General features: G+C 34.2%; 16 protein-coding genes. 4 read left to right on the top strand and 12 right to left on the bottom strand.

From position 1 onward, the window contains the following. Nucleotides 1-4 precede the first annotated feature (4 nt). Nucleotides 5-1,441, top strand: coding sequence for a GldG family protein (locus EKH84_RS19995; RefSeq protein ID WP_127067647.1), 1,437 nt, complete (start codon nucleotides 5-7; stop codon nucleotides 1,439-1,441). Continuing rightward, nucleotides 1,441-2,838, top strand: coding sequence for a DUF4340 domain-containing protein (locus EKH84_RS20000; protein ID WP_127067648.1), 1,398 nt, complete (start codon nucleotides 1,441-1,443; stop codon nucleotides 2,836-2,838). Before EKH84_RS19995 ends, EKH84_RS20000 begins: the two co-directional genes overlap by 1 nt. A gap of 207 nt (nucleotides 2,839-3,045) precedes the next feature. Here EKH84_RS20000 and glmM read toward each other — a convergent pair whose 3' ends face one another. Continuing rightward, nucleotides 3,046-4,398: a phosphoglucosamine mutase gene (gene glmM / locus EKH84_RS20005; protein WP_127067649.1), complete on the bottom strand. Its 1,353-nt coding sequence runs from the start codon at nucleotides 4,396-4,398 to the stop codon at nucleotides 3,046-3,048. Nucleotides 4,399-4,686: 288 nt separating this feature from the next. Between glmM and EKH84_RS20010 the strand changes: the two genes are divergently transcribed. After that, nucleotides 4,687-5,553, top strand: a complete 867-nt coding sequence (locus EKH84_RS20010) for an ROK family protein (protein WP_127067650.1) — start codon at nucleotides 4,687-4,689, stop codon at nucleotides 5,551-5,553. Nucleotides 5,554-5,617: 64 nt separating this feature from the next. Here the strand turns inward: EKH84_RS20010 and EKH84_RS20015 are convergent, their stop codons facing one another. From EKH84_RS20015 to EKH84_RS20045, 7 genes are all read right to left on the bottom strand, one after another. Then, complete coding sequence (locus EKH84_RS20015; RefSeq protein ID WP_127067651.1) at nucleotides 5,618-9,814, bottom strand: X2-like carbohydrate binding domain-containing protein; 4,197 nt, start codon at nucleotides 9,812-9,814, stop codon at nucleotides 5,618-5,620. A gap of 418 nt (nucleotides 9,815-10,232) precedes the next feature. Continuing rightward, complete coding sequence (locus tag EKH84_RS20020) at nucleotides 10,233-11,099, bottom strand: aldose 1-epimerase family protein (RefSeq protein ID WP_127067652.1); 867 nt, start codon at nucleotides 11,097-11,099, stop codon at nucleotides 10,233-10,235. A 66-nt stretch (nucleotides 11,100-11,165) separates the two neighbouring features. Then, nucleotides 11,166-12,113: a glycoside hydrolase family 113 gene (locus tag EKH84_RS20025; protein WP_127067653.1), complete on the bottom strand. Its 948-nt coding sequence runs from the start codon at nucleotides 12,111-12,113 to the stop codon at nucleotides 11,166-11,168. Between the two features lie 15 nt (nucleotides 12,114-12,128). Further along, nucleotides 12,129-13,079: a type I phosphomannose isomerase catalytic subunit gene (locus EKH84_RS20030; protein WP_127067654.1), complete on the bottom strand. Its 951-nt coding sequence runs from the start codon at nucleotides 13,077-13,079 to the stop codon at nucleotides 12,129-12,131. A gap of 146 nt (nucleotides 13,080-13,225) precedes the next feature. Then, on the bottom strand, nucleotides 13,226-14,392 hold the full coding sequence (locus EKH84_RS20035; protein ID WP_190283410.1) for a glycoside hydrolase family 130 protein: 1,167 nt from the start codon (nucleotides 14,390-14,392) through the stop codon (nucleotides 13,226-13,228). Then, a complete protein-coding gene (locus EKH84_RS20040; RefSeq protein WP_127067656.1) occupies nucleotides 14,385-15,572 on the bottom strand; it encodes an AGE family epimerase/isomerase in 1,188 nt (395 codons plus the stop codon). Before EKH84_RS20040 ends, EKH84_RS20035 begins: the two co-directional genes overlap by 8 nt. Nucleotides 15,573-15,591: 19 nt before the next feature. After that, the gene (locus EKH84_RS20045) at nucleotides 15,592-16,614 is read right to left on the bottom strand and encodes a glycoside hydrolase family 130 protein (RefSeq protein ID WP_127067657.1); all 1,023 of its coding nucleotides are present in this window, start codon (nucleotides 16,612-16,614) and stop codon (nucleotides 15,592-15,594) included. Nucleotides 16,615-17,087: 473 nt separating this feature from the next. Here EKH84_RS20045 and EKH84_RS20050 point away from each other — a divergent pair, with 473 nt between their 5' ends. After that, the gene (locus EKH84_RS20050; protein WP_190283411.1) at nucleotides 17,088-17,996 is read left to right on the top strand and encodes a helix-turn-helix transcriptional regulator; all 909 of its coding nucleotides are present in this window, start codon (nucleotides 17,088-17,090) and stop codon (nucleotides 17,994-17,996) included. A 51-nt stretch (nucleotides 17,997-18,047) separates the two neighbouring features. Here EKH84_RS20050 and EKH84_RS20055 read toward each other — a convergent pair whose 3' ends face one another. The 4 genes from EKH84_RS20055 to EKH84_RS20070 all read right to left on the bottom strand — a co-directional run bounded on the left by EKH84_RS20055 (nucleotide 18,048) and on the right by EKH84_RS20070 (nucleotide 24,711). Beyond that, nucleotides 18,048-19,061: a LacI family DNA-binding transcriptional regulator gene (locus EKH84_RS20055; RefSeq protein ID WP_013658332.1), complete on the bottom strand. Its 1,014-nt coding sequence runs from the start codon at nucleotides 19,059-19,061 to the stop codon at nucleotides 18,048-18,050. Nucleotides 19,062-19,288: 227 nt separating this feature from the next. Continuing rightward, on the bottom strand, nucleotides 19,289-21,400 hold the full coding sequence (locus EKH84_RS20060) for a glycoside hydrolase family 36 protein (RefSeq protein ID WP_127067659.1): 2,112 nt from the start codon (nucleotides 21,398-21,400) through the stop codon (nucleotides 19,289-19,291). A gap of 20 nt (nucleotides 21,401-21,420) precedes the next feature. Then, nucleotides 21,421-23,610, bottom strand: a complete 2,190-nt coding sequence (locus tag EKH84_RS20065) for an alpha-galactosidase (protein WP_127067660.1) — start codon at nucleotides 23,608-23,610, stop codon at nucleotides 21,421-21,423. 45 nt (nucleotides 23,611-23,655) lie between these two features. After that, entirely contained in the window at nucleotides 23,656-24,711 is a 1,056-nt protein-coding gene (locus tag EKH84_RS20070) for an SGNH/GDSL hydrolase family protein (RefSeq protein ID WP_127067661.1), read from the bottom strand. Between the last annotated feature and the right edge of the window lie 137 nt (nucleotides 24,712-24,848).

Raw genomic sequence — 24,848 nt, forward strand, 5'->3', positions numbered from 1 at the left:
TAAAATGAAGAAAACAAAAAGTAACTATTTACGCTATGGTGGCTATGCTACTTTACTTACCTTAATGGTTATTGCTATTACCATTGTACTTAATGTCATTGTAACTGACCTTAATTTCAAAATAGATACAACAGCAGAAAAGCTCTACTCCTTATCTGCTAATACAGAAAAAGTAACTAAAGCATTAAAAACACCTGTTAATATTTATGTTTTAGAAGAAACAGGCAAGGAAACCGCTGGTCTTAAAGAAATTTTAAATAAATATGATAAGTTAAATAACAATCTTACTGTTACTTATAAGGACCCTATTCTTTATCCAACCTTTGCTAATGCTTATAAAAAAACTAGCAGTAGTACTGTTGCTGCCGGTTCTGTCATTATAGAAAATGGAGATACTGGTAAGTATAAGGTGCTATCTCAAACTGACTTATATGGCACAACAGCTACTGATACTAACGGCGTTACTTTAAGTAGTATTACTATCGAAAATGCTATTACGAATGCTTTAGGTTATGTTTCTACAGATGTTGATGGTACGATTTATTATACAAGTGGGCATAATGAACTCGCTATTCCTACCGCACTTAAAGATGCATCTGAACGTGCAAATCTTACAATGACAGAACTAGACTTACTAACTGCTGAAATGCCTTCACCAGATAATAGCATTGTCCTTGTCTTTTCACCTCACACAGATTTTACACAAGAAGAAATCAAAAAACTCACTGATTTCTTGGATCAAGGTGGGAAAGCAATGCTTTTTATGGATGCTAATATGCCTGAGCTAACAAACTATAACGAACTCCTTAGCTATTATGGCATTGCCCATGAGCAAGGTGTTGTCATTGAAACTGACAGCAATTATTCCTTAACCTCTTATCCAACTTATCTGTTACCTGCTATGGTTTCACATGACATCACAAATTCATTAACACAAAGTAAATTACCTGTCGTTGTACCATTTACTTCAGGTATTAAGAATTTAAACAATGCACGAAACGGTGTTACCTTAACACCTCTTCTTTCTAGCTCAGATCAATCTTACTTAAAGAAAAATATCAATCCTAGTACTTATGAATTTGAAGACGGAGATATCAATGGTCCTGTTATCTTAGCTTGTGCTGTTGAAGAAAATAATACTTTAGATGCCCAGAATCCAATTAATACAAGATTATTCGTTATGGCAGATTCATTCTTCTTAGATGATCAAATGGTATCTTTAGATTCTACTGGTAATAAAGAATTCCTTACTAATGCTTTTGGCTGGTTATTCTCTATTGATAACAGCTATGCTATTGAAGCCAAAACACTTGAAAATTATAATCTCCGCTCAATAAGTAGTTCTCAGCTTATTATCTTTGGCGGTTTAACCATGGTTGTTATTCCATTAGTTATTCTTATTTTGGGTATCACAGTCTGGGTTAAAAGGAGACATTTATAATGAAAAAAATACGCACACTTGTACTTACACTTGTTATCTTTCTACTTCTTATAGCTGCCCTCTTTTTTGTTAAATCAAAAAAACAAGAGCCTGCTTCTACAAGTGAACCTACTAGTACGGCTGCAGCTACCATTAAGGTGATTGACTTAAAGATGGATGATATAAAAGAAATTACCGTTGCTGATGCCACCCAAAGCTTAACTTATATTCCTGAAGGAGGAGCGTGGCATTTACAAGGGCATGAAGAAGTGCCTATTAATGAAGAAAATCTCAACTATAAATGTGAGCGTATCCTTCAAGTGGAAGCTTCTCGCTCTGTAGATCAGTCCAACTTACAAGACTTTGGTTTAGAGAAACCGGTTCAAACCGTTACTTATACTTTAAAAGATGGTAATATACTAGAACTTTTAATAGGGACAAGGACCCAAGATACCACTAATGCCTATGTTAAATTAAACACTCAAGATAGTCCTATCTATCTTGTCTCTTCACTTATCATTAACTCTTTTGTAAGTAATATTAATGACCTTAGAGATACTAAATTAGAAGAATATGATACAGCTCAAGTTACAGGCCTAACTGTCAAAGGTCGTGATATTGATGAAATGCAAATTTCATTAGCCACGGAGCAAAATAGCTTGATGACAAACTATGTATTAACAACCCCATCACTTAATCAAGTGGCTGTAGATGGGAGTGTCTTCAAAGAATCAGTACAGAAGCTTCCCGTTCTTGAAGCACAAGACTTTATAGCTGATGGTGTAACTGACCTAAGCCCCTATGGCCTTGATGACCCACAGCTGCATCTCATAATTAATGTCACTGAAACAGACAACACAACAAAAGAATCTTCTACACGCACCTTAGATTACATTTGGGGTAATGAATTAGATGATGGAAAAATTGCATTTATGAAAACAGGGGACAAAAGTGTTTATGCTATGGATAGCAGTTTCTTATCACCGCTTTTAGAAAGCCTTGATCCTTTTAAACTTTCTTATAAATGGATTGCTTTAGTAGGAATTGATACAGTTAAAGCTGTAGACCTTCATTTACCTGATGGCGATTATCACTTCACACTGGACCAAGATAACGCTGCTTATACCTTAAATGATAAAGCCATTGAAGAAAGTAAGTTTAAAGATTTATATACAGCACTTATTGATATTAAAGCTGATACCCTGGTTACAGACACTTCCATTCCTGCTAATGATCAGCCGGCCATTTACTTTACTTATACTTTTAAGGATGGTAGTACAAAATCCGTAAACTTCTACTCATACACTAATCACTCCTTATTAAGTACACTTAATGATACAATGACAGTAAGTTGCTCGTTAAAACAATTTACTCACCTAGAACAGCTTATTACAGAAGCTTTATCCACTTTAAAATAAGTACTAAAATAGTTTCTAGGTAGATATGTCCCCACAAATAAAAGAGGTTACCCCGAAACTCCTATAAAATACAAGATATAGTATATAGCAAATCAATTGCTAGAATCTATCTTGTATTGAAGAGTCATTTCGAGGTAACCTCTTTAATACTTTTAAGATAAGGCTACTTGTGTATTGGCTACTGCAATTTCACCTTTGGGTAGCCCTCTACTCGCCACATTTTTCCTCTATAAAGGTAGCTAACTTCTTAGCTTCTTCTTCAATAACTGCTTTATCTTTACCTTCAATCATAACACGTACAAGTGGCTCTGTACCTGAAGGTCTAATAAGTACACGCCCTTCCCCTTTGAACTTTTCTTCAAGGGCTTCAATAGCTGCTTGAATTTCCGGTTCATCAAGGTATGCATATTTATTTTCATTTTTCACATGAGCATTGACTAATACTTGAGGGAAGATTTGCATACATTCTTTGAGTTCTGATAAAGGTTTACCTGTTTTCTTCATCACATAAAGAAGTTGGATAGCTGTAATTAGCCCATCTCCTGTTGTATTATGATCAAGGAAAATCACATGTCCTGATTGTTCTCCTCCTAGGTTATAGCCATGCTTAAGCATTTTTTCAAGTACATAGCGGTCACCTACTCTAGTTTGGATAAGATTAATATCTTTTTCTTTACTCATAATAGTAAAACCAAGATTACTCATTACTGTAGCTACAATTGTATCACGTTTTAATGTGCCACAAGCTTTCATATCTAAACCAACAATGCTGAGGATTTGGTCACCATCAATCATGATACCTTTTTCATCTACTGCTAAACAACGGTCTGCATCACCATCAAAAGCAATACCTGCTTGCATACCTCTACCAACTACCTGACTTTGAAGATCTCCCATATGTGTTGAACCACAAAGCTTATTGATATTAATACCATTTGGTTTGTGATGAATAATCTCAATATCTGCACCTAATCTTTCAAGTGCAATAGGTGCTACCTCCGATGCTGCACCATTAGCACAGTCCACAAGTACCTTTAAGCCCTTTAAATCTCCTGGAATGGTGTTACATACAAAGTCAATATATTTTTCAATAACAGAATGATCCATATCCCAAGTTCCTACATTTTCTCCTGTAGGCATTGGTATATTATCACTTCTTGTTAAGATTAAGTTTTCAATTTCATCTTCTAGTTCGTCACGTAATTTATAGCCTTCACTATTGAAGAACTTAATACCATTAAACTCTAATGGGTTATGAGATGCTGAAATCATAACACCTGCATCTGCACCTAATTCTCTTACAAGATAAGCTACTGCAGGAGTTGGTACAACACCGATAGAAATAGCTTTTGCTCCAACTGAGCAAATACCTCCAACTAAAGCTGCCTCTAACATTGTGCCTGAAATACGTGTATCTCTTGCAACAATAATCTTTGGTTGTCTTTTAGTTTCTTTTGTCAAAACATAAGCTCCAGCTTGACCTAATTGATAAGCTAATTTTCCTGTAAGCTCAGTATTAGCTACTCCTCTAACACCATCTGTTCCAAATAATTTTCCCATGAAATGTGCCTCACTTTCCTTGAGGGATATTTTTTTACTACCTATCCATTATAAACTTTGTTTTCTTTTCTTACAACAGTTTCATACTGTGCAAGCCCATAACTTATAGGATTCTACCACGCTTTTATACAATATTCCTTCTTATCTTATTATTTTATCCATTTATCTTTACCTTTATTTTAGATAAAATAAAGATATACATATCTAAAAAGAAAGGGCATAAAGCTTATAAAAACTATACACGCTTCATTTTTTCCTATTTTATAAGTTCTATGTAAGGGATTTACTATGTTATTCGGTGCATTAGAAGCAGGTGGTACCAAAATGGTGTGTGCCATTGGAAACGAAAACGGTGAAATTTTTGAACAGATTTCTATTCCTACAGATACTCCTGAAATTACTTTAACTAAGATTGCTGCTTATTTTAAAAAGCATCCTATTGAAGCCTTAGGTATAGGTTCTTTCGGTCCTATTGATTTAAATAAGACTTCTCCTACCTATGGTTTTATCACTACTACCCCAAAATTAGCATGGGCAAATTGCAATTTAGTGGGGTATTTTAAAAAAGAATTATGTTGCCCTATTGGCTTTGATACTGATGTTAATGCTTCCGCTTTAGGAGAAGTAACCTGGGGCTCTGCCAAAGGTTTAAATTCTAGCATTTATATCACAGTTGGAACAGGGATTGGTGTAGGTGTTTATCAAAACGGCTCGCTTGCTCATGGTATGCTGCACCCTGAAGCTGGCCATATTCTGTTGGCAAAACATCCAGAGGATTCTTATAAGGGCAAATGCCCTTATCATGGTACTTGTCTAGAAGGTTTAGCATCTGGCCCTGCTATTGAAGAACGTTGGGGGCAAAAAGCCATTAACTTAATAAGCGAAATGAAAGTATGGCAGTTAGAAGCTTATTATTTAGCACAAGCTATCGTTAACTATATCCTTATCTTATCTCCAAAGCGTATTATATTAGGCGGTGGTGTTATGCACCAAACACAACTTTTTCCTCTCATTAGAAAGCAAGTAAAGGAGCTACTTGGTGGATACATCCAAACTAAAGAACTCGATGATTTAGATACCTATATCGTACCTGCTGGTTTAAATGATAATCAAGGCATTATGGGTTGTTTAGAATTAGCTCGACTCTCTATTTAATAAAATTAAGTAAAGCATAAAATTAGCCGGAGGTTCTCCAATAGAATCTCCGGCTTTATCTAATCTATTCTTTTACTTTAATGTATAAATCCCATGGCGTACCATTCACTGTTGTGTTAGGAGGTGTGTTTTGATTCCACCATTTACACTTCCAATAGTCATTAGCATAATATACAATCTCGCCACCAGTATAGATAGTACTTGCATTCCAGTCTGGATATACTCCAGGTACGGGCGTTTCAATACTAACTGGCTTATCATTAGGTCCTGGTGTATATGATTGCCATACAGGACTACTTCCAGGTTCTTGGCCTACAGTATACCACTGACACTTCCAGTAAGCTCCATTATAGTACACTACTTCTCCACCAGTATATGTAATACCTGATTTCCATGGTAAAGCATATATCTCATCTGACTCTTCTTGTTTTTGTGTTGTTACATTAAGAGCCTCACTAGCCACTGAAACATTATTGGATAAATCTACTGCCTTTACGGTAATAGAGTAAGTTGTAGCAGGTGTCAAATTAGTAATTATATATGTATTGGTATGAGATACCCCTACTAAAACATTATCTACCAAAACTTGATACTCTTTAAGTACAGTACCATCAGTAGCTTTTGACCATTCTACTTCTATAGATGTAGCTGTAACTGATTGAGCTTGTAATCCTGTAGGTGCACTTGGCACTGGGTTTTCTGCATCTAATACTGTGATAGTCACTTTGGATGAATCACCTTGACTAAATACCAGTTCTACTTCATAGTTACCACTTGCTAATGTGCTCAGATAACTTACTTTTAAAATCACCTTATTTCCTGATACTTCATATGCAGACGTACTAAGATCTTGTGAACCAGCTTTAATTGCAACTAATGTATTGCCATTAAAGCTTACTTCAATTGCACTATCTTGGATGTTTGTTGGGTCTACTGTTATTTGTTTAGTTAATACCTCACTATTTTTAATAGCAGTATCTTTTATACTAATAGAAAGTTTAGGTGCATTTCCTTCACTCATATCAAATATTAATGAAATTTCTCCAACATTTTGTTTTGCTAAATAACTAGCTTTTAAAGTAACTTGATTATTATTATATGCATAATCATTGCCCTCAACTAAGCTATTACCAGCTTGAGTGATATTTTGTATTGTTGCATTTCCAGTAGATTGAACGGTAACTATTACATCTGTTGGTACGGCTTTATCAAAGCTTACTGTACTTGGTGTAATGCTATTTACTACACTAATTGTTCCTGTATTTTTAGCTGTCATTTTAGCTGAGTGAGCTTTAAAATAATTAAGGATTGGATCTCCTGCCATTACAGTGAAATCACTTAATTTTCTTGTATTGAATTCCCAAAACAGACCACCTGCGGCTCCTTCTTCATCAATAACATCATATACTGAACGCCAGTAAGCTTCATATTTGTCATACGCTAAACTACTATGTACATTAAATTCTCCCACTACAAATGGCTTACCTACTACTTCATGAGCATCTTTAATCCATGTACGCATTAAATCAGCATTTTGTTCTGGTGTTAAACTAGCCCAATATTCATCTGGATATGGATGAGCACTACAAAAATCAATATATGGTGATTGTTGTATGTATACAAATGGGTTACCTTCATCACTGCCAAATCCATAGCGTGTTTCATGTCCTTCAATACCTACAGAGACCATATGATTTGGATCTAAAGATTTAATATATCCAGCCATTTCATCTACCCATTTACGTAAGGTTATACCTTGAGTATTTTCAGTAGTACTTACGTCTTGGTAACGTGGTTCATTCATAAGATCCCATGCAAAAATTGTGGGATCATCTTTATACTTAACTCCCGTAAAATAGTTAGTACGATTAATAAAATGTTCTGCATAATTCTTATACCATTGTTTGCACTTATCATTAGTAAAGAATTGAGCTTTATCCTTATGACTGCCACCACTTAATCCTGCCCATTGTAATTTTTGATTAATGCCACCGTAAGCTTCCCAATAGTTTTCTAAAGTAATAATTACTTTTACATCATATTTCTTTGCACAGTACATGATATAATCAAATAACATGAATTGTGGTTCTACATATTTTCCTGGTGCAGTTTCAAATCCATGCCAACTTTCATTAGAAAATCCCCATGTACGAATTACTTTAACACCATTGTCTGCCATCTCTTTAATTCTTGCTTCAATTTCTCTTGGATACATATATTTGTTACAAATATCTTCTATAGTGCTGCTACTTGAGCTATCTCCAATAGTGAACAAATCATATGCATTAGTTCCTGCAAAATAGAACGGCTCTCCATCAATATAGAACTTTTCTCCCTCTGCATAAACAAACCCTTCCGTTGGATCCTCTGTACTATTTGAATTTACTACCATTAATTTTAATACTGGAGATACAACTGTTTCAAATACAAAAGTGATATCTATTTGTCCCACTTGAAGTGTTTGTAAAAAAGATAGATTAAATCTTACTTGATTACCATTAATAGCGTAATCTTGGCCTGAAACTAAGGTCTTACCTCCTGCTGTAATACCTTTTAAACTATTGCCATTAGTCATTAAAGTAATTAGTAAATCCTCTACTTTTGCTAAATCTACTGTAGCACTGGTTTTATCTATTGTAGGGGTTTGTGGTTCTATAACTTCTCCATCGTTAACTACTACAGCTACAGATAACATATATTCATTATCAAAATTGAAACTTAGGTTATTAATGCCTGTAGCTAAGGTATTTAGATAAGCTGGTTGCAAAATAATTTGATTATCATTAACAGTATAATCCGTACCCTTTACTAATGTCTTATCTGCATTCTTAACTTCTATAAGTTGATGGTTATTATAGCTTACATTAATTGACTTAGCCTCTGCCTTACCCTTTTCAATATTTATAGTTGTTGGATTAAGAGTAGGAGCTAAATCTTCTATACTACCATTGTTTTTAGCCTTCATACGCTGTGCGTGCTGCATAATAAGATTAGCTGTATCTTGTGTTGGATTTCCGTTCGAATCTCCACGATAATAGACGGTATATCCATCATAATCGGGATATAAACTACCATCATCCATAATACTAGCAAGCATCCAATAATTAGTTCCTGCATAAGTTATGCCAGGATAAGTATCACCTTCTACTACTTTAAACCAATCAGAGTAAATTTGACTTCTAGTATTTCTATCTTTCCATCCAAACTCCTCTAATATGACTGGTTTATTAGCTGCCTTAGCATCTTCTCCATGCTGTTTAAACCAGAATTTAGCTTGTTCACTAGTTAGTCCCCATTGATCACAGTAAATATGTACTGTACCAAAATCTATATTAGGCAGTCTCACTAAAGAATTAAAATCTGCTCCCTCACTACCATAATAGACATATTTGTACTCACCTTGTGGAAACTCTTGATAACCAAAATTATAAAATCCTTCATCCCCTACTGCTACCATATGATTGCTATCTATGGATTTTACATAGGTACTCATTTCATTTGCCCAGTTAAGTAAAATATTCTTCTTGCAACCACTATCAGAGGTTGCTCTTGGTTCATTTGCTAATTCCCATGCAAAAATAGTTGGGTCATCCTTGTACTTTATACCACTATAAGTATTTACTCGATTAAGTAAAGTATTTACATACGCTTTATACCATTCTTTAATCTTAGCATTGGTATAAAAATCATCGTGACCATTTACATTTTCTCCTGCTAATTGAGCCCACTTCACATACTGTGCCATTCCGCCGAATGCTTCCCAGTTATTCGTAAAGGTAATAAGCAATTTTACATTTTCTTGTGATGCTTTATAGATGGCATAGTCAAGCTTTTGTAAGCCATTTTCACCTTCATTTACTACAGGCTTCTTTAAATTAGTATCAAAATATTGATAATAAATACCATCCTTACTACCAATACCATCTACATTATTAGTAAAAGTCATTTCACCTTTATCATTAAGTGTGCCTGTTGGAGTCCCTACGTCTAAATGTCCCCAAGTACGAATAACACTAAGCCCCATATCTGAAGCATCTTCAATAACATTATCAACCGCCTTATTAGGCTTAAAATTTAAATAGTAATTATTTGTACCAGCATAATAAAAAGGGTTGCCGTCTAATACAAATTGATTACCGTTAGCTTTTACAAACTGATTTCCTATACTTCTTTCCATTCCGGCTTCAGCAAATACACTTGTGGGAATCGAAAAAAATATAGTAAGAATTAAGGACAATATAACCGAAATACTCTTTTTCATGATTCTCCTCCTTAATGTTTTTTAACATCCCTTTATTTCTAGCTATTTCATCATATAAGTACATCTCATGTGTTAGTTTAATATGCTATGTAGTCATACTTGTTGCAATTCTTATCCCTAAAGAACTCCCTCCTCTTGTTTATTTAATTAAAATATTAAGTTTATATCAACTTAACATTTTGATGATTTTAGCATTTTAAAGTTTAATTTTCATTTCTTTTGTTCATAATTACACATTTTATTACACATTATGTGTTTTTTATTTATGTATTACATTATAACATTAAACAGCTTTGCTAAATTATTTTCATCCTTAGGCATATACTACTTTTTCAATTAATATTTCTAACACTTAATTAATAAAAAAATATGCTAAAATTAGTTTGATTCAACCAATTTTAGCATATTCTTTCTAATCTTATTCAAATTTTAAACTATACATACATTTAAAGCTTTCTTTCCTATTAAGGTGGATAAAATCTTTCTTATTCATTAATACATTACTTGCATCCACATAATCTGTATGCCCTATCCAAGGTTCAATACATACAAATGGGGCTCCTTTTTCTGGTGACCAAATTCCCAAAAACGGAAATCCTTCAAAGTTCATTTTTACACTATGTGAATTTTTATGCGACTTTAAAGCAATCCAGTTACTTTTTAATTCTGTTAAGATAGTAACGCCATTTTTAAAATATTCCCTTGATAGAGGTATTCTTTGAGCTTCAAAATAACCCATTTCTCCACTCAAGAGGACTTCTTCTGTCACTTTTAATGATTTAGTTTTTTCAGCCATCTCAAACTCTAAGTAGTAGTCTTCCATCGTTTCATCTTCAAACAGAGGACAATTAAAAGCTGGGTGTCCCCCTATAGCAAAGCATATGGTTGTTTCATCCTTATTTTGAACTTCATAGCCAATACGAAGCTGTGTTCCTTCTAAACTATAACGAATTCTGAGGCTAAATTCAAAAGGATAACGCTCTCTTGTTTTTTCATTACTTTCTAATATGAAACTAATAGTATTTTCCATCTTTTCTTCTACTTTAAAAACTGAGTCTCTAGCAAATCCATGTTGTGAAAGCTGATATGTATGCCCTTGATGAATATAACTTCCCCCTACTACCTTTCCTACTATAGGAAACAACACAGGCGCATGGCGATTCCAATACTTAGCATCCCCATGCCAGAGATAGTCACAGCCTTCCTTTGAACATACCTTTATCATTTCTGCACCACTATCTGATAACGTAATTTCTAAGTCATTATTTTTAATTTGATAGATCATGGTTACTCTCCTTTTGTTACAGGTCAACTTTATTTTTCAAACTATTAGTAACCTTATTTGTCTCATTTACTTTATTTCCCTAGAATAGAAAGCCTTAACAACATCCGTTGCTGGTTTACCGTACAAATCATATGAAGTATCTTGCTTACCTAATTCTTTCCTATAAAGCTCTGCATTCCAGCTACATAAACCAAACCCTCTTATCCATGACTGGTCATAACATTTTTCAAACATCACTTGATAATAACGTGCTTGTTCTTCTAAACTTAATTCTCCTACTAAAGTCCAGTCATTTGGAATAAGACTTGCTCCTGCGCAAGACATACATCCTGCTTGAGCGAAAAAGAATGGCTTCTCATATTTTTTCACTACTTGCTCGATTCTTTTTAATTGTTCATCCCAAATATTAATAGGATAAAATGCACTTGAAGAAATAACATCTACTGCATCCCACCACTTAACTCGTCCTTCTTGGTATTTATCTGCACAATAAGTTAATAGACCACTATAGGCCTCTCTAACCTTTCGTATGATTTCTCTCCACTCAGTTTCTCTTTTCTCTGATTGCACCAGTTCACAACCTATTATAAACATTTCACACTGAGTTTCTTCTGCAAGCTGCGCATAATTTAAAATAAATTTTGTATATCCTCTAAACCAATTACTCCATTTAGGTTCACAAGGGACATCCATATCAAAAAAATTAATGTGAGCTCGCCAAGTACCATCCATACAGTTCACCATGGGCTTTAAAATAACACGAAGCCCTAAACTTTTAGCGAAATGAATCATTTCTTTAACTTCTAGATTCTCTGGAATAGGTTTCCCTTTGTAAAGGACTTCTTCTACATGAGGTCCCTTCTGCCATGCGGTTATGGCCAAAACAACGGTATTAGCTTCTGTTTCTTCTACCATCTTTCTTAAAGAATCTTTTGCAGCTTCTGTCGCATATTTTCCCCTAGGTGTTAAATAGCCAAAAGTTACTCCCTTTATATAGTCAAGTGATTTCATCATAGATGCTCCTCTCCTTTATAACGTAGATAAAAGAATTTCACCTCGTCCTTCTACCTGATAAGAACCTGTAGCTGCAGGTATAAATATGCTATCTCCTTTACTAGCACTTAATACCTCTAATTCATTTTTAACCGTTATACTACCTTCTGTCACTAATAACGCGTGAAATGACTTAGTATCTGCTACCAAATGAATCTGACTTTTCAAATCAATACGTTGCACCTTAAAATAGTCACATTCTGCTAATACACCTATACTATATCCTTCGCATTCTTTCATAGTGTAAGCAACATAGCTTTCTTCTGCTTTAGTCAGTTTTGTCACTTGTTTTGCTTTATCAACATGTAACTCTCTAGGTTTACCATCAGCCCCTACTCTACCATAATCATATACACGATAGGTTACATTAGAACTTTGTTGAATCTCAGCAATTACAATTCCTTTACCTATAGCATGCATTGTACCTGGTGTAATGAAAAAGGTATCCCCTTTATGTACATCAACAAAATTAAGTGCTTCCGTTAACGTATTCTCTTCTATGTATTGCTCAAATAGTTCAGGTGTCAAATCTTTTTTAAAGCCATAAACTAACTTGGCGCCTTCCTCTGCTTCTAGTACATACCACATTTCTGTTTTACCTAAATCATTTTCATAACGTTTAGCATAAGCATCATCTGGATGAACTTGTACAGACAAATTATCTTTCGCATCAATAAGTTTGATTAATATAGGTATTTCATCTTCAACATTGCATTTGCTGCCTAAGACTTTCTTTCCCTGTTCCTTAATATATGTTTTTAGACTTTGCTTTTGACCGTTCACCTCTATAAGACAAGTGCCTGCTGGATGAGTTGAGAGCTCCCAACTTTCTGCCACGATATCTAAATCGCTTTGTTTTCCATAAGCTGTTTTTAATTTAGTTCCTCCCCATAAATAATCTTTATATATAGGTATAATCTTAAACATAATAGCCTCCTGTTTTGGTACTTCTACCTTTATTTTACTACAATTTGGAATAAATTACTTTATACTTTTATAAAAATAAGATAAATTTTCTCACACAAAAAGCACATTCTATATTTTGGGACTTCCTGTATAGAATGTGCTTTTTATTACTTATTTATAAACTCTAAATTTTTCTTAATTAAGGCACATCTTTGTGCTACACAATCTACTGAACGAAGAGGATCTTCAGGTGTATTAAAAGTATAGTCAATGAGCCTATCAATAGTTGTAGTCGCTACATGAAGTCTAGTATCTGCCGTAGCATAATAAATATAAACATCTCCGTTATCTCTTGCAATAGCGCCGTTAGTGAATGCCACATTTCCTACGTCACCTATAATCTCTAACTCATAAGGTGCAATAAAGAAACCTGATGGTTCAGCTATTACTTTTGTTGGATCTTCTAGCGCTGTTGCAAATATATAAATGACATATCTTAATCCCCAAGCTGTATTACGCACACCATGTGCTATATGAATCCAGCCTCTCTCTGTTTTTATTGGTACAGCACCTGCACCATTTTTTACTTCAGTAATAGTATGATATCTTCTTCTGCTAGTGATTTTTTCTTCTGCTACATAGGCATTAGTGATATCTTCACAAAGTCCAAAGCCAATACCTCCACCACTGCCAGTATCAATAAAGCTATCTTGTGGTCTTGTATAGAAAGCATATTTACCATCAACAAACTCTGGATGAAGTACTACATTTCTTTGCTGTGCTGATGATGTTCTAAGATTAGGAAGTCGCTCCCAAGTCTTAAGATCTTTCGTACGTACAATACCAGCTTGTGCCACTGCTGCAGATAAATCTGGATTTTCTTTATCTTTACTTTCAGAGCAGAATACGCCATAAATATAGCCATCCTCGTGTTTAGTAAGACGCATATCATAAACGTTAGTTTCATCTTTTTCAGTGTCTGGAAGTAAAATCGGATAATCCCAAAATCTAAAGTTGTCAATACCATTAGGACTTTCTGCTACTGCAAAGAATGATTTTCTATCATTTCCCTCTACTCTGGCAACAACATAAAATTTACCATCTAATTCAATAGCACCTGCATTAAATACAGCATTAATCCCTAAACGTTCCATAAAGTATGGATTAGTTTCTGGATTTAAGTCATAACGCCATAAAAGAGGTGCATGACTTCTAGTAAGTACTGGGTTTTCATAACGTGTGTAAATGCCATTGTATTCATCGATTGGCCTATTTGGCTTTGTTACTAAAGCCTCATACTTTGCTAATTCTCTAATGTAATTTTCTTTAAACATTAATATCCCTCCTGATGACCTCTAAACACATCCTACCGTTGTGATATGGACACTTCCAAGGTTCAACAATTGGATACGACTTATTAGGTCTACCATTTTCATCTACTTGCCAATACCATTCAGAGTGTGCTCTGCTATCAATAAAGTATGTTTTAATATACTGCCATATTTCTTTTGCTACCTCTAGAAAAGCGACATCTTGAGTCTTTTCATAAGCATTTATAAATCCTACAACACTTTCTGCTTGTACCCACCAGATTCTTGTTTTATCAATGTCATTATTAAATCTTTCATTATTTAGGGCACCCTTTTCAAATGCTACTTCTTTTACCTTGTAAGCAATTGGAACAGTATAAGCTTTGGTCCTATCTATGATATCCTGATTTCCTAGCACTAGAGCTGCTCTATCTAATAACCACGCTGCTTCGATATCATGCCCGTATGAATGCATATCTGCTATAGAACGAAGCTGTGTATCAAAAAATACTTCAAGCTGTCTTTTTTCTTTATTATAAACTTTTAGTTCTGTCATCTCTAATAGCTTTTCTAGACATCTTCCTACCTCAACATCTTTTCCTACACGATAAAGTTCAGTGTAAGCTTCTAGCACATGCAAAATCGTATTCATTGTTTTTTCTGCTACCTTACCTTCACCCTCCATGTGCTTATTATCTGATAATTTATGATTGTCTATAGGCTCCCAAGTTCTATCAAAAGCTTCTAAATATCCATACTCATCTTTACAAGTAGATTCTATTTTATGAAATAATCCCATGGCTAAATCAAGTGCTTCGCTATTACCACTGGCTACATAATAAGATGATAAAGCATAAATAGCAAAAGCTTGATTATAAGTATGCTTCATATCTTCTACTGGATTGCCTTTATAATCTAGCATCCAGTAAACACCACCATATTTATAATCTATACAGTGGGCTTTCATAAATTCAAAAGCATGTGTCGCTTCTTCTAATAGGCTCTCATCTTTTAAAGTTAGATAAGCATTAGAGAAAAACCACATAATTCTACTATTTAAAATACATCCTTTTATTGCTGTTTGATCTAATTCTAAGTCATAATTCATGTAACCATAATAGCCGCCATATGTATTATCTCTTAGTTTTTTCCAGAAAGGAATAATACCATTTACTAGATGCTCTTTTACTTCTGCAACAAACACTGTATCACCTTCTCTTTTCTTATCTCATTCCAATTTCTGTATCATCATTGCTTACCGCACTGTGTTCTTTAATATAAGCAACGATCTCATCAGCTGTTGTAAAGGCTAAGCCTACATAACTGTCTGCTGCACCATAGTAAACAGCAATTCTACCTGTAGCTGAATCACAAATAGTTGCACATGGGAATACTACATTTGGTACAAAACCTCTTTCTTCATACCATTCTTCTGGTGTTAATAAGAAGTTTTCACATCTATATTTCACAATAGAAGGATTATCAATATCTAAGATGGCCCCACCAATGCTATAGACATAACCATTGCAAGTACCAGATACACCATGATAGAAAAGAAGCCAGCCTTCACTTGTTTCAATAGGTGCGGCACCTCCGCCAATCTTAAGTGATTCCCACCATGACTTACCACGGCTCATTACATGTCTGTGTTTACCCCAGTATACAAGGTCCTTACTTTCACTAACAAAAATATCTCCAAATGGTGTATGTCCACTATCACTAGGTCTAGATAGCATCATAAAGCTATCATTGATTTTTCTTGGGAATAAAACAGCATTTCTGTTGAAAGGTAAAAATGGATTTTCTACTCTAACAAAGGTTTTAAAATTAGTCGTTTTTGCCATACCAATAGCTGCTCCATAGAAATCTTGACACCAAATGATATAATATGTATCTTCTACCTTTACAAGTCTTGGGTCATATGCGTAGATTGGCATAAAGGCATTGCCCTCTTCATCTACAAAGTTAATTTTATTTTCATCAAAATTCCAATGAATACCATCTTGGCTTCTACCTAAGTAAATATAGGGTATACCATTAGTTTGTTCTCCTCTAAATACTCCAATGAATTCGCCCTCATAAGGGATAACCGCACTATTAAAAATTCTAGCTACATTCTTAACAGGGTTTCTTCCGATAATTGGATTTTCATTATAACGCCAAATAGGTGCTTGAACTGGTTCCTCTTTTTTATCTTGCCACGGCATGTTACTTACTTCTGGACAAATTAATTTGATTTTGCTCATAGTCATTCTCCTTTTTAGTATCATTTATTGTTTTAAACTGGGTTTAACCTTTTCCTTTTATAGAACTGATTCTTAAACCAACATAAATAGGTTTTGACACAAAATAATCTCTATTTCCATTTATGTTTAAACTTTAATTTTAGCTAATTTTTTACTTTAATTAATTATATAATATTGGTTAATTAAAGTCATTCACTTATATTTGCATTTTCCTTAATATATTTCAAATTTTGTTTATATTACACTTAATCATAGGCGAATTATTTTTCAAATTGTTAGTTTTTTAGTTATTAGGATTTTGTCTAACTCTATGCCACTATTGGTTTACTATGTATAATTTTGTTTTCCTCTTTTTATAAATTAATTTTAGTTTTTATACAAGTTAATTTTTTTATTGTACGATATTGTTTTTTATATTCGGATATTTTATAATTTAATCATTCAACTCTTGTTTTACCGAAAGGAGTTTTATGATGTCAAACACTATTAATTACGAAACAATCATACTATCAGCTCCACCTCAGTTTTATCAATCTATACCTAACTCTTTTAATGTATCTTCATTTGCTAAACAGCATCTCAATTACTTCTTATTAGCTGATACTATGCAAGCTCATTTTCCATTTCACTTAAAATTTGCACCTTTTGATGCTTATTTAGTGCTATATACTGTTGAGGGCAAAGGTAAGCTCACCTATAAAGATCAGACTTATCAACTTCAACCTCACACTGTTATGTGGATTGATTGTAATGCTCCTTTTGAGCTAGATATATTTGAATCTAGTCACTGGCAATTCAAATATATCATTTTTAAGGGTGCTAATAGTGCAGCCTACTATACACACTTTCAGCAAGATGAGTATATACTATGTCCTATTTCACCTATCTCACACTTGCCTGAAATTTTAAATCACCTAATTAACTTTAATAAGGATACACCTAAGTTAGCTGAATTTATTATTTCAAAGTTAATTACCGATTTACTTACAGAACTGATTCTGAGTAAAGAAATAGATTCAAGCCAAATAGTAGCCATGCCAAAGTATCTATCTGAACTTAAAAATTTATTTGATACTCACTATATGGACCACTTTAACTTAGATGAGCTAGCAGATACATACCATGTTAGTAAATATAAAATTATTAGGGACTTCACCACCTACCTGCATACCTCTCCCATTAATTATCTTATTCAAAAGCGTCTGCAGGTTGCAAAAGAACTTCTTAGAAATACTCAACAGCCAGTATATGAAATTGCTACTTTTGTAGGTATAGATAACCTTAACCATTTTACTAATCTCTTTAAAAAGAACACCGGGGTAACCCCTATTACCTATCGCAAAAAATATCATCCTGATAGCTTAGAATTCTTAGATGAATAAAAAAAGTTCCTGATAGCTAACATAACTATCAGGAACTTTTTTATTCATTAATTATTTTATCATCTTTACACTATCTTTAATAACCATGTGACCTGTAATAATTTGAACCCCTTTAACATAATCTTTACGATTAATTTTTCTAAGTAATGTTTTAACACAAAGCTCGGCCATTTTATCTATCTCAACTTCATAGGTAGTAAGCTGTAAATTAGACAGATTAGGATATAGATAATTATCAAAACCTACAACAGATAGATCTTCTGGTACAGATAGTCCTTTTTCATTTAGCTTAGACACTAAAAAGTTAGCTGTATAATCACTATTACATGCAAAAGCTGTTGGTAAATCGTCAGGGATATTCACTGCTAAGTCTTGATTAGCTCCACACTCTCTGTCTTTAACAAGCCAATGAGGCTCCATAGTAATACCATTCTCCATAAGTGCCTTCTGATATCCAAAAAAGCGGTCTGTGATACTACTTGTAGATAAAGGTGTTCCTACAAAATAAATTTTCTTATGTCCCATCTTTACGAGATAATCAGTAAGCATATACATACCATAATAGCCATCAGTAATAATTGTATCATATTCCATATGTGTATCATAAAAATCCAGAAAAATAGTAGGTACACTACCATTATTCCAAATACATTGAGAATACTCATTACGTACCTGACCAATCACTATTATGCCATCCACTTTAGCGTCTTGTATCATCTTAGGTAGAACAAGGCTTTCCTCATCTTCTATGTTTAAAAGCTCTAAAATAGCATAATAACCTTTTGCTTGTAATTTGGTGACTACATTTTGATAAATTGCCCAGTAGAAGGAGGTATTACCATCAACAAAACGGCAAGGAATTAATACGCCTATATTACCTGTTCCTTTTTTTTCTTTTGCTTTTTGAGTAGATACTGATTTATATCCCATTTCTTCAGCTATTTCTTTAATACGTTGTCTTAATTCTTCACTGACACCACTTTTACCTGCCAAAGCCTTAGATACAGTTACATTACTTACACCTATGCGCCTAGCAATATCTTCTAGCTTTACTGCTTTTGCCATATCGATTTCCGCCTTTCCGTCCCTCTTACATCCTATATTTTATTGGTAAAACCATTACCTCTAGCCACATGCATTTATTTGTATTTTCATCTACGATTATCATTCATGTCATATTTTAGCACAAAATCTCTTTCAAATAAATTATTAACTTTTTTAAGCTATCTTTTTTTAGCTAAGCTAAGTATATTTTCACCCGAATAATTTGTCAATATATACTGAATTTTTATTTATTCCTTTTCGATCTCAAATAAACGTGCTGTATTTGGTTCTAATGTAATGGTTAACTTTTGGCTAGCTTCCTGCCACTCAAATTGATTGGAAGCATAGCTAGGATAAGTGCATTTTATGCTTACTTTATTATTTACCAATCCTATTAATGGGATTTCTTTTGTTGCTTTATTTCCTTGTCGTCTCCATACGGCTATGTAAAGTTTATGTTCGGTTTTCATTCCTAGGCAGACCCATTCATCTTTAAAATGCGATAAACCTAATGGCCAAAAAGGCGTTGCAATCTTTATATCTTGTCTGATTGTCTTGTAATAATCTAGTGCTTCCTTTACTAAGCTTCCCCTCTCTTTACTCAATCGCGCTAAATGACCACTTTGATGAATACGTAATAGCAATGAATTAACCATATTAAATACAACTTCTTCTTTATCACCTTCCTCTAAAGGATATGACCAGACAGCTGCTTGTTCTGGCGTTACACCTGTTGGTGCATTAGCTGCAATAGTAGCATATTGAAGATAGTTCTCTTGGTCACTAGTGGATTGAATACTATATCGAGCAAGCATCGCATAGTCCATTCTAAGTCCACCACTAGAACAATTCTCAATAATAAGCTCTGGATATTTTTCAAAAATATAATCTAACCAAGCAAGATATGCTCTTTGATGCTCTAGCAAACCATCTCCCACGCTATCAGCTTCATATTCTGTTCCTATTCCTGGCTCAATATTATAATCCATCTTAATATAGCCAATGCCATATTCATTAATAAGCCTATCTATAACCTCTGTGGCATAATTTCTTACTTTTTCATTTCTAAAATCCAATTGATACCGGCTTCGATCGTATACTCTTTTTCCATGCCTTATGAAAAACCAAGTATCATCTAGTTCTTTAAGCTTTGGACAGTTAATTCCCATAACCTCTAACTCTAGCCATGCTCCTGGTATCATCCCTTTTTTTCTAATATAATCTGTTACTTCTTTTAATCCATTAGGAAATCTCTGCTTTGATTCTTGCCACTCGCCTACATTATCCCACCAGTTTCCATCAGCATACCACCCTGCATCAATACAATAGTATTCACAACCTGCCTTCGCTGCTGCATCAATTAATGGGATTTCTTTCTCAGTAGTGGGATCCCCCCATAAAGAATTCATATAATCATTAAATATGATTTTTAGTTCTTCATTATCTTTATTAGGCCTTCTGATCACCCTCCTGTACCTAGTTAATTCTCCCATAGCCTCATCAAAGCCTTTATTAGTTACACCTACTGCTACTGGTACAGAAGTAAATGTATCTCCCATGCCAAGCTCCTTAAACCAATGAGCATTTAATTCATCTGGCCCACAAATATTTAAATAAAAGTGACCATTTTGATCTCCTATTTCCCAATGCCAAGAACCATTATGTTCTATTTGCCAGAATAAGCTACTTCCTACTTCTGTATTTTCTAAATAACCCATAGGCAGATATTTTTTACTAGACCAATTTCCTACGTTAGTGACCTCTAAAGCATTAGAAGATCTCTGATCAATTGTAGGCTGTACTTGCTCTAAGCCTACTTCTGGTAAAGTATAAGTTTGCCAATTCATCTCCCTTTGCCATGAATGATGAGGCACATGGATGCGCATTTTTTCATCTCTTGGCAGTAATCCTTCTTTCTCTATACCTGTATAATTAAACGAAGAGATATACTCTAAAGTTTGAGGATTCTTACCTTTATTAGTAACCTCATTCCAAAAACGAACGATTGAAATCTGATTATAAAATTGCATATGAGTTGTTACATACACCTCTGATGCCTCATCATACGTTGTTATCTCAATTTTTCTCCCTAATTCATTTCTCTCATCCTTAAGGCCATTATATTTCATTCGATAACCTGGTGCGGTCACAATATATTTATTTCCATGTCTTTCATAAGGTTTATCCATGCCTGATAAGTTTAACTCTACAAGATTAAATGCCTCATTATGAATTCGTTCTGATACAATATCCGTTTCATTAAAAGGTACAGCTGAAAAATGTAATAGCTTCACCTGCTCCTCTTTTGTTATTTCTAGGATCATATAAATGCCATTTTCAATAATTTCTATTCGCTTCATCTTTGCCACCTCTCCGACTGCTATTCTGCGATTAAATGAATGAGTTGTCCTTTAAAGTCTCCAAATATACTTTGAATATTAAGCCCTCCATACATTAAAGCATCTCCTGCATAGACTTCTTCACTACCTTCTATACGATAAAATGCCTTTGTATCTAACCCTTTCAAGTAAATCCTTCTACTACGATAATTCGGTCTTGCCATGACTTGAACGAAGGTTACGAGTACTTCTTTCTTATCTTTTGATACAACAGACCAACAATCATACATATGATTTTGACTACAAGAAGCAATGCGGTAATAATCACCTTGTCTCACTAAGTCATTATATTTATGATACATAGCTACTTGCTGTGGAATCATAGCTCTATCTTCTTCTGGAATGCGTGTAACATCTAATTCATAACCAAACGTACCTAATAAAGCTACATAGCCTCTTGTTTCAAAAGGTGTTGTTCTACCAACTGTATGATTAGGACAATCACTTACATGAGCACCTATGGCTGATAAGGGATAAATAAGGGCTGTTCCTTCTTGAATCTTTAACCGTTCAATAGCATCCGTATCATCAGAGCACCAAATCTGTGGACTATAATAAAGCATACCCGGGTCAAATCTCGCACCACCGCCAGAACAGTTTTCTAAAAGTAGCTCTGGAAATTCATCAATTAATCTTTGTTGGAGTTCATAAACACCTAACACATAACGGTGATAAAGTTCTCCTTGCTGATTAGCCTCTAGATAATAGCTTCCTATATTGGTTAGTGGACGATTCATATCCCATTTGACATAGGTAATATTAGCACTGCTTAATACCTTTCTTAAACATTCATAAACATAATCTCTTACTTCTTTTCTGGATAAATCTAATACGTATTGGTTACGACATAAAGTCCCTTCTCTATTTGGCACTGCAATAGCCCAATCTGGATGTGCACGATACAAATCCGAATCTGGTGAAATCATTTCTGGCTCAAACCAAATACCAAAAGCCATACCTAGCTTATTCACTTCATCTACTAGATATTTTAAACCACCTTTAATTTTCTCCTCATTAACTTGCCAATCACCTAAAGCACAATTATCGCTACTTCTAGTGCCAAACCAGCCATCATCCATCACTAGCATTTCTATACCTAATGCTGAAGCTTCTCTAGCAATAGCTAATAATTTATCTGTATCAAAATCAAAATAAGTTGCTTCCCAGTTGTTAATTAAAATCGGTCGCTTTTTGTCCTTATATATACCTCTAATCAAATGATTGCGGTACAAGTCATGAAGTGTTCTACTCATTTTCCCTAGTCCTTCAGCCGAATAGACCATAACAACTTCTGGTGTAGTAAAACTAGCTTGTTCCTCTAATTTCCAACTAAAATCTGTAGGTTCAATTCCCATGACTGCTCTTACTGTGTCAAACTGATTACATTCTACTTGAGCCATAAAATTACCAGAGTATACAAAATGGAAGCCATATACCTCTCCTCTATCCTCTGTAGCATCTGCTGTTAAAAGTGCCATGAATGGATGATCTTGATGACTAGATTCTCCTCTTATAGAAGAAGTACCTTGTTTACCATATCCTACTCTTCGGCGCTGCATATGACGTTCTCTAGCCCAAGAGCCATGTAAGGTAAGTAGTTCAAAGTCTTTATTGTCCATATCAAGACATACGGATAAAGCTTTAGTAAGTGTTATAGTCTCTGTATGCTTATTCGTTATTTTGGTGCTTCTTGTAATAACATCTAAGTTTTCAAAGACAGTATAGCTTAATACAACTTCTAATTGTAGAAGCTTATCTCTACAAATGAGTTCCAAGGTAGTGCATTCGTTATCTTTTCCAAAAGTTGCTGGTAACCCCTCTAGTGCTTTTTTCCCTTTATAAATAGTGTGATCCACATAAGCTAGACTACAAGCACTGTGACCTTTTGAAGTCTTCACACCTAAACAGCTCTCTCTAAAATCTCCAATGCCATGAGTAGAATATTCCATCGGAAAACAATCTAAGAAACTTCCCCTGTCTCTATTATTCTTACTAGGTACATAAGGGCCTTCATTAGTCCTCAATAAGTAACTTAAATGATAATCCTCTATCCTTTTACCATAATAAATGTGACCTATAAAATCCTCTTCATCAACAATACCTATCATATAAGTTGATTGTGGTGTGTCTAATTTAAATGCTCGTTCACTTTCATAATACTTGATTCCCATACCCCATCTCCTTCAAGTTATATTTTATTATTAGCTTATATTGACTTAAGAAACTAAAAACCCTAGTATGCTTACTAGCTGATTTTCAGGTGCTTGCATCACAGTTAAGGTAATTCTATGTTTCTTGTATTCACCATTCATTAAAATAGGATAAGTTTCAGGATAATTTCCCCACCCTTTATCAAAATAAGTATCTAGTATATTGGTAGGTTCATCATCAATGGTAATCATCACCTTTCCTCTAATATCCTCAATCCCTTTAATATAAAGGAGAAAAATATGACTACCTTCTAATTCACATACTAATTCTGCCTCTTTAGCATCCCTCTGCATTTTGTAGCCATCCCCTATAGTTCTAAACTGCTCATCGCTAGCTTCAAAACCTACCTCCTTAATGAATCCTATTTCCTTACAGGATAAAAGCTGTCCCTTTTCATAAGGGGCCTCATTTAAAGGTGTCTGTGGTATCTCATAATGCTTATCTTCTGATACAGGACTAGTCATAGCTTCCTTTAGTAACTTTGTTACCAATTCTGCAACAATCCCATGTCCTCTATCATTAGGATGGACTTCGTCTGTCTCAATATCCTTCCAAGTATATGTACCTTTGTTAATTTCTTTAAAGATTTCTTGTCTATAACTTACTGTGGGTATACCATAATATTTAGCAATAGCTGCTTGTTCTTCCTCTGCACTTGTACCATCTTCTAATGTCATAAAAATCTCAACAATTGCTGTATCTTCCAAGGTAGTTAAAATACGTCTTATTAAGCTTTCATAGGAAAGGTTAGTCTTCTCTTTTGGTGGTACATCATTAGCAGCAAATTCGACAAATATCAAATCTGGTTTATGAACTAATAAATCTTTTTCTACACGATGCACACCTATTAAAGAACCCGTAGCACCTACACCAACATTAATTTTATTAATTTTTGTTTCTGGAAACGTTTCTTGAAACCATTTATAAACCCTTTCTACATAGGCATTTTTAGGTAAACTTGGATTGCAGCCTTGTGTAATAGAGCCTCCTAAAAAGCCAACTGTTATCTCTTCTCCATTTAATGCACGTTGCAACACGCGACTCAATTTTTCTGTAGACACACTACCATCTCCCTCATATCATAAGTTTTACAATGTTCCTTAGGCTTATTAGCTTTTTTTACATATGGTATTACTATTTTTATTATGCGTTACTTGTACCACTTAATATCAAACTATTTTAATTAAAAATAGTTTTT

The sequence above is a fragment of the Cellulosilyticum sp. WCF-2 genome (assembly GCF_003990395.1).
Lineage (GTDB): Bacteria > Bacillota > Clostridia > Lachnospirales > Cellulosilyticaceae > Cellulosilyticum > Cellulosilyticum lentocellum.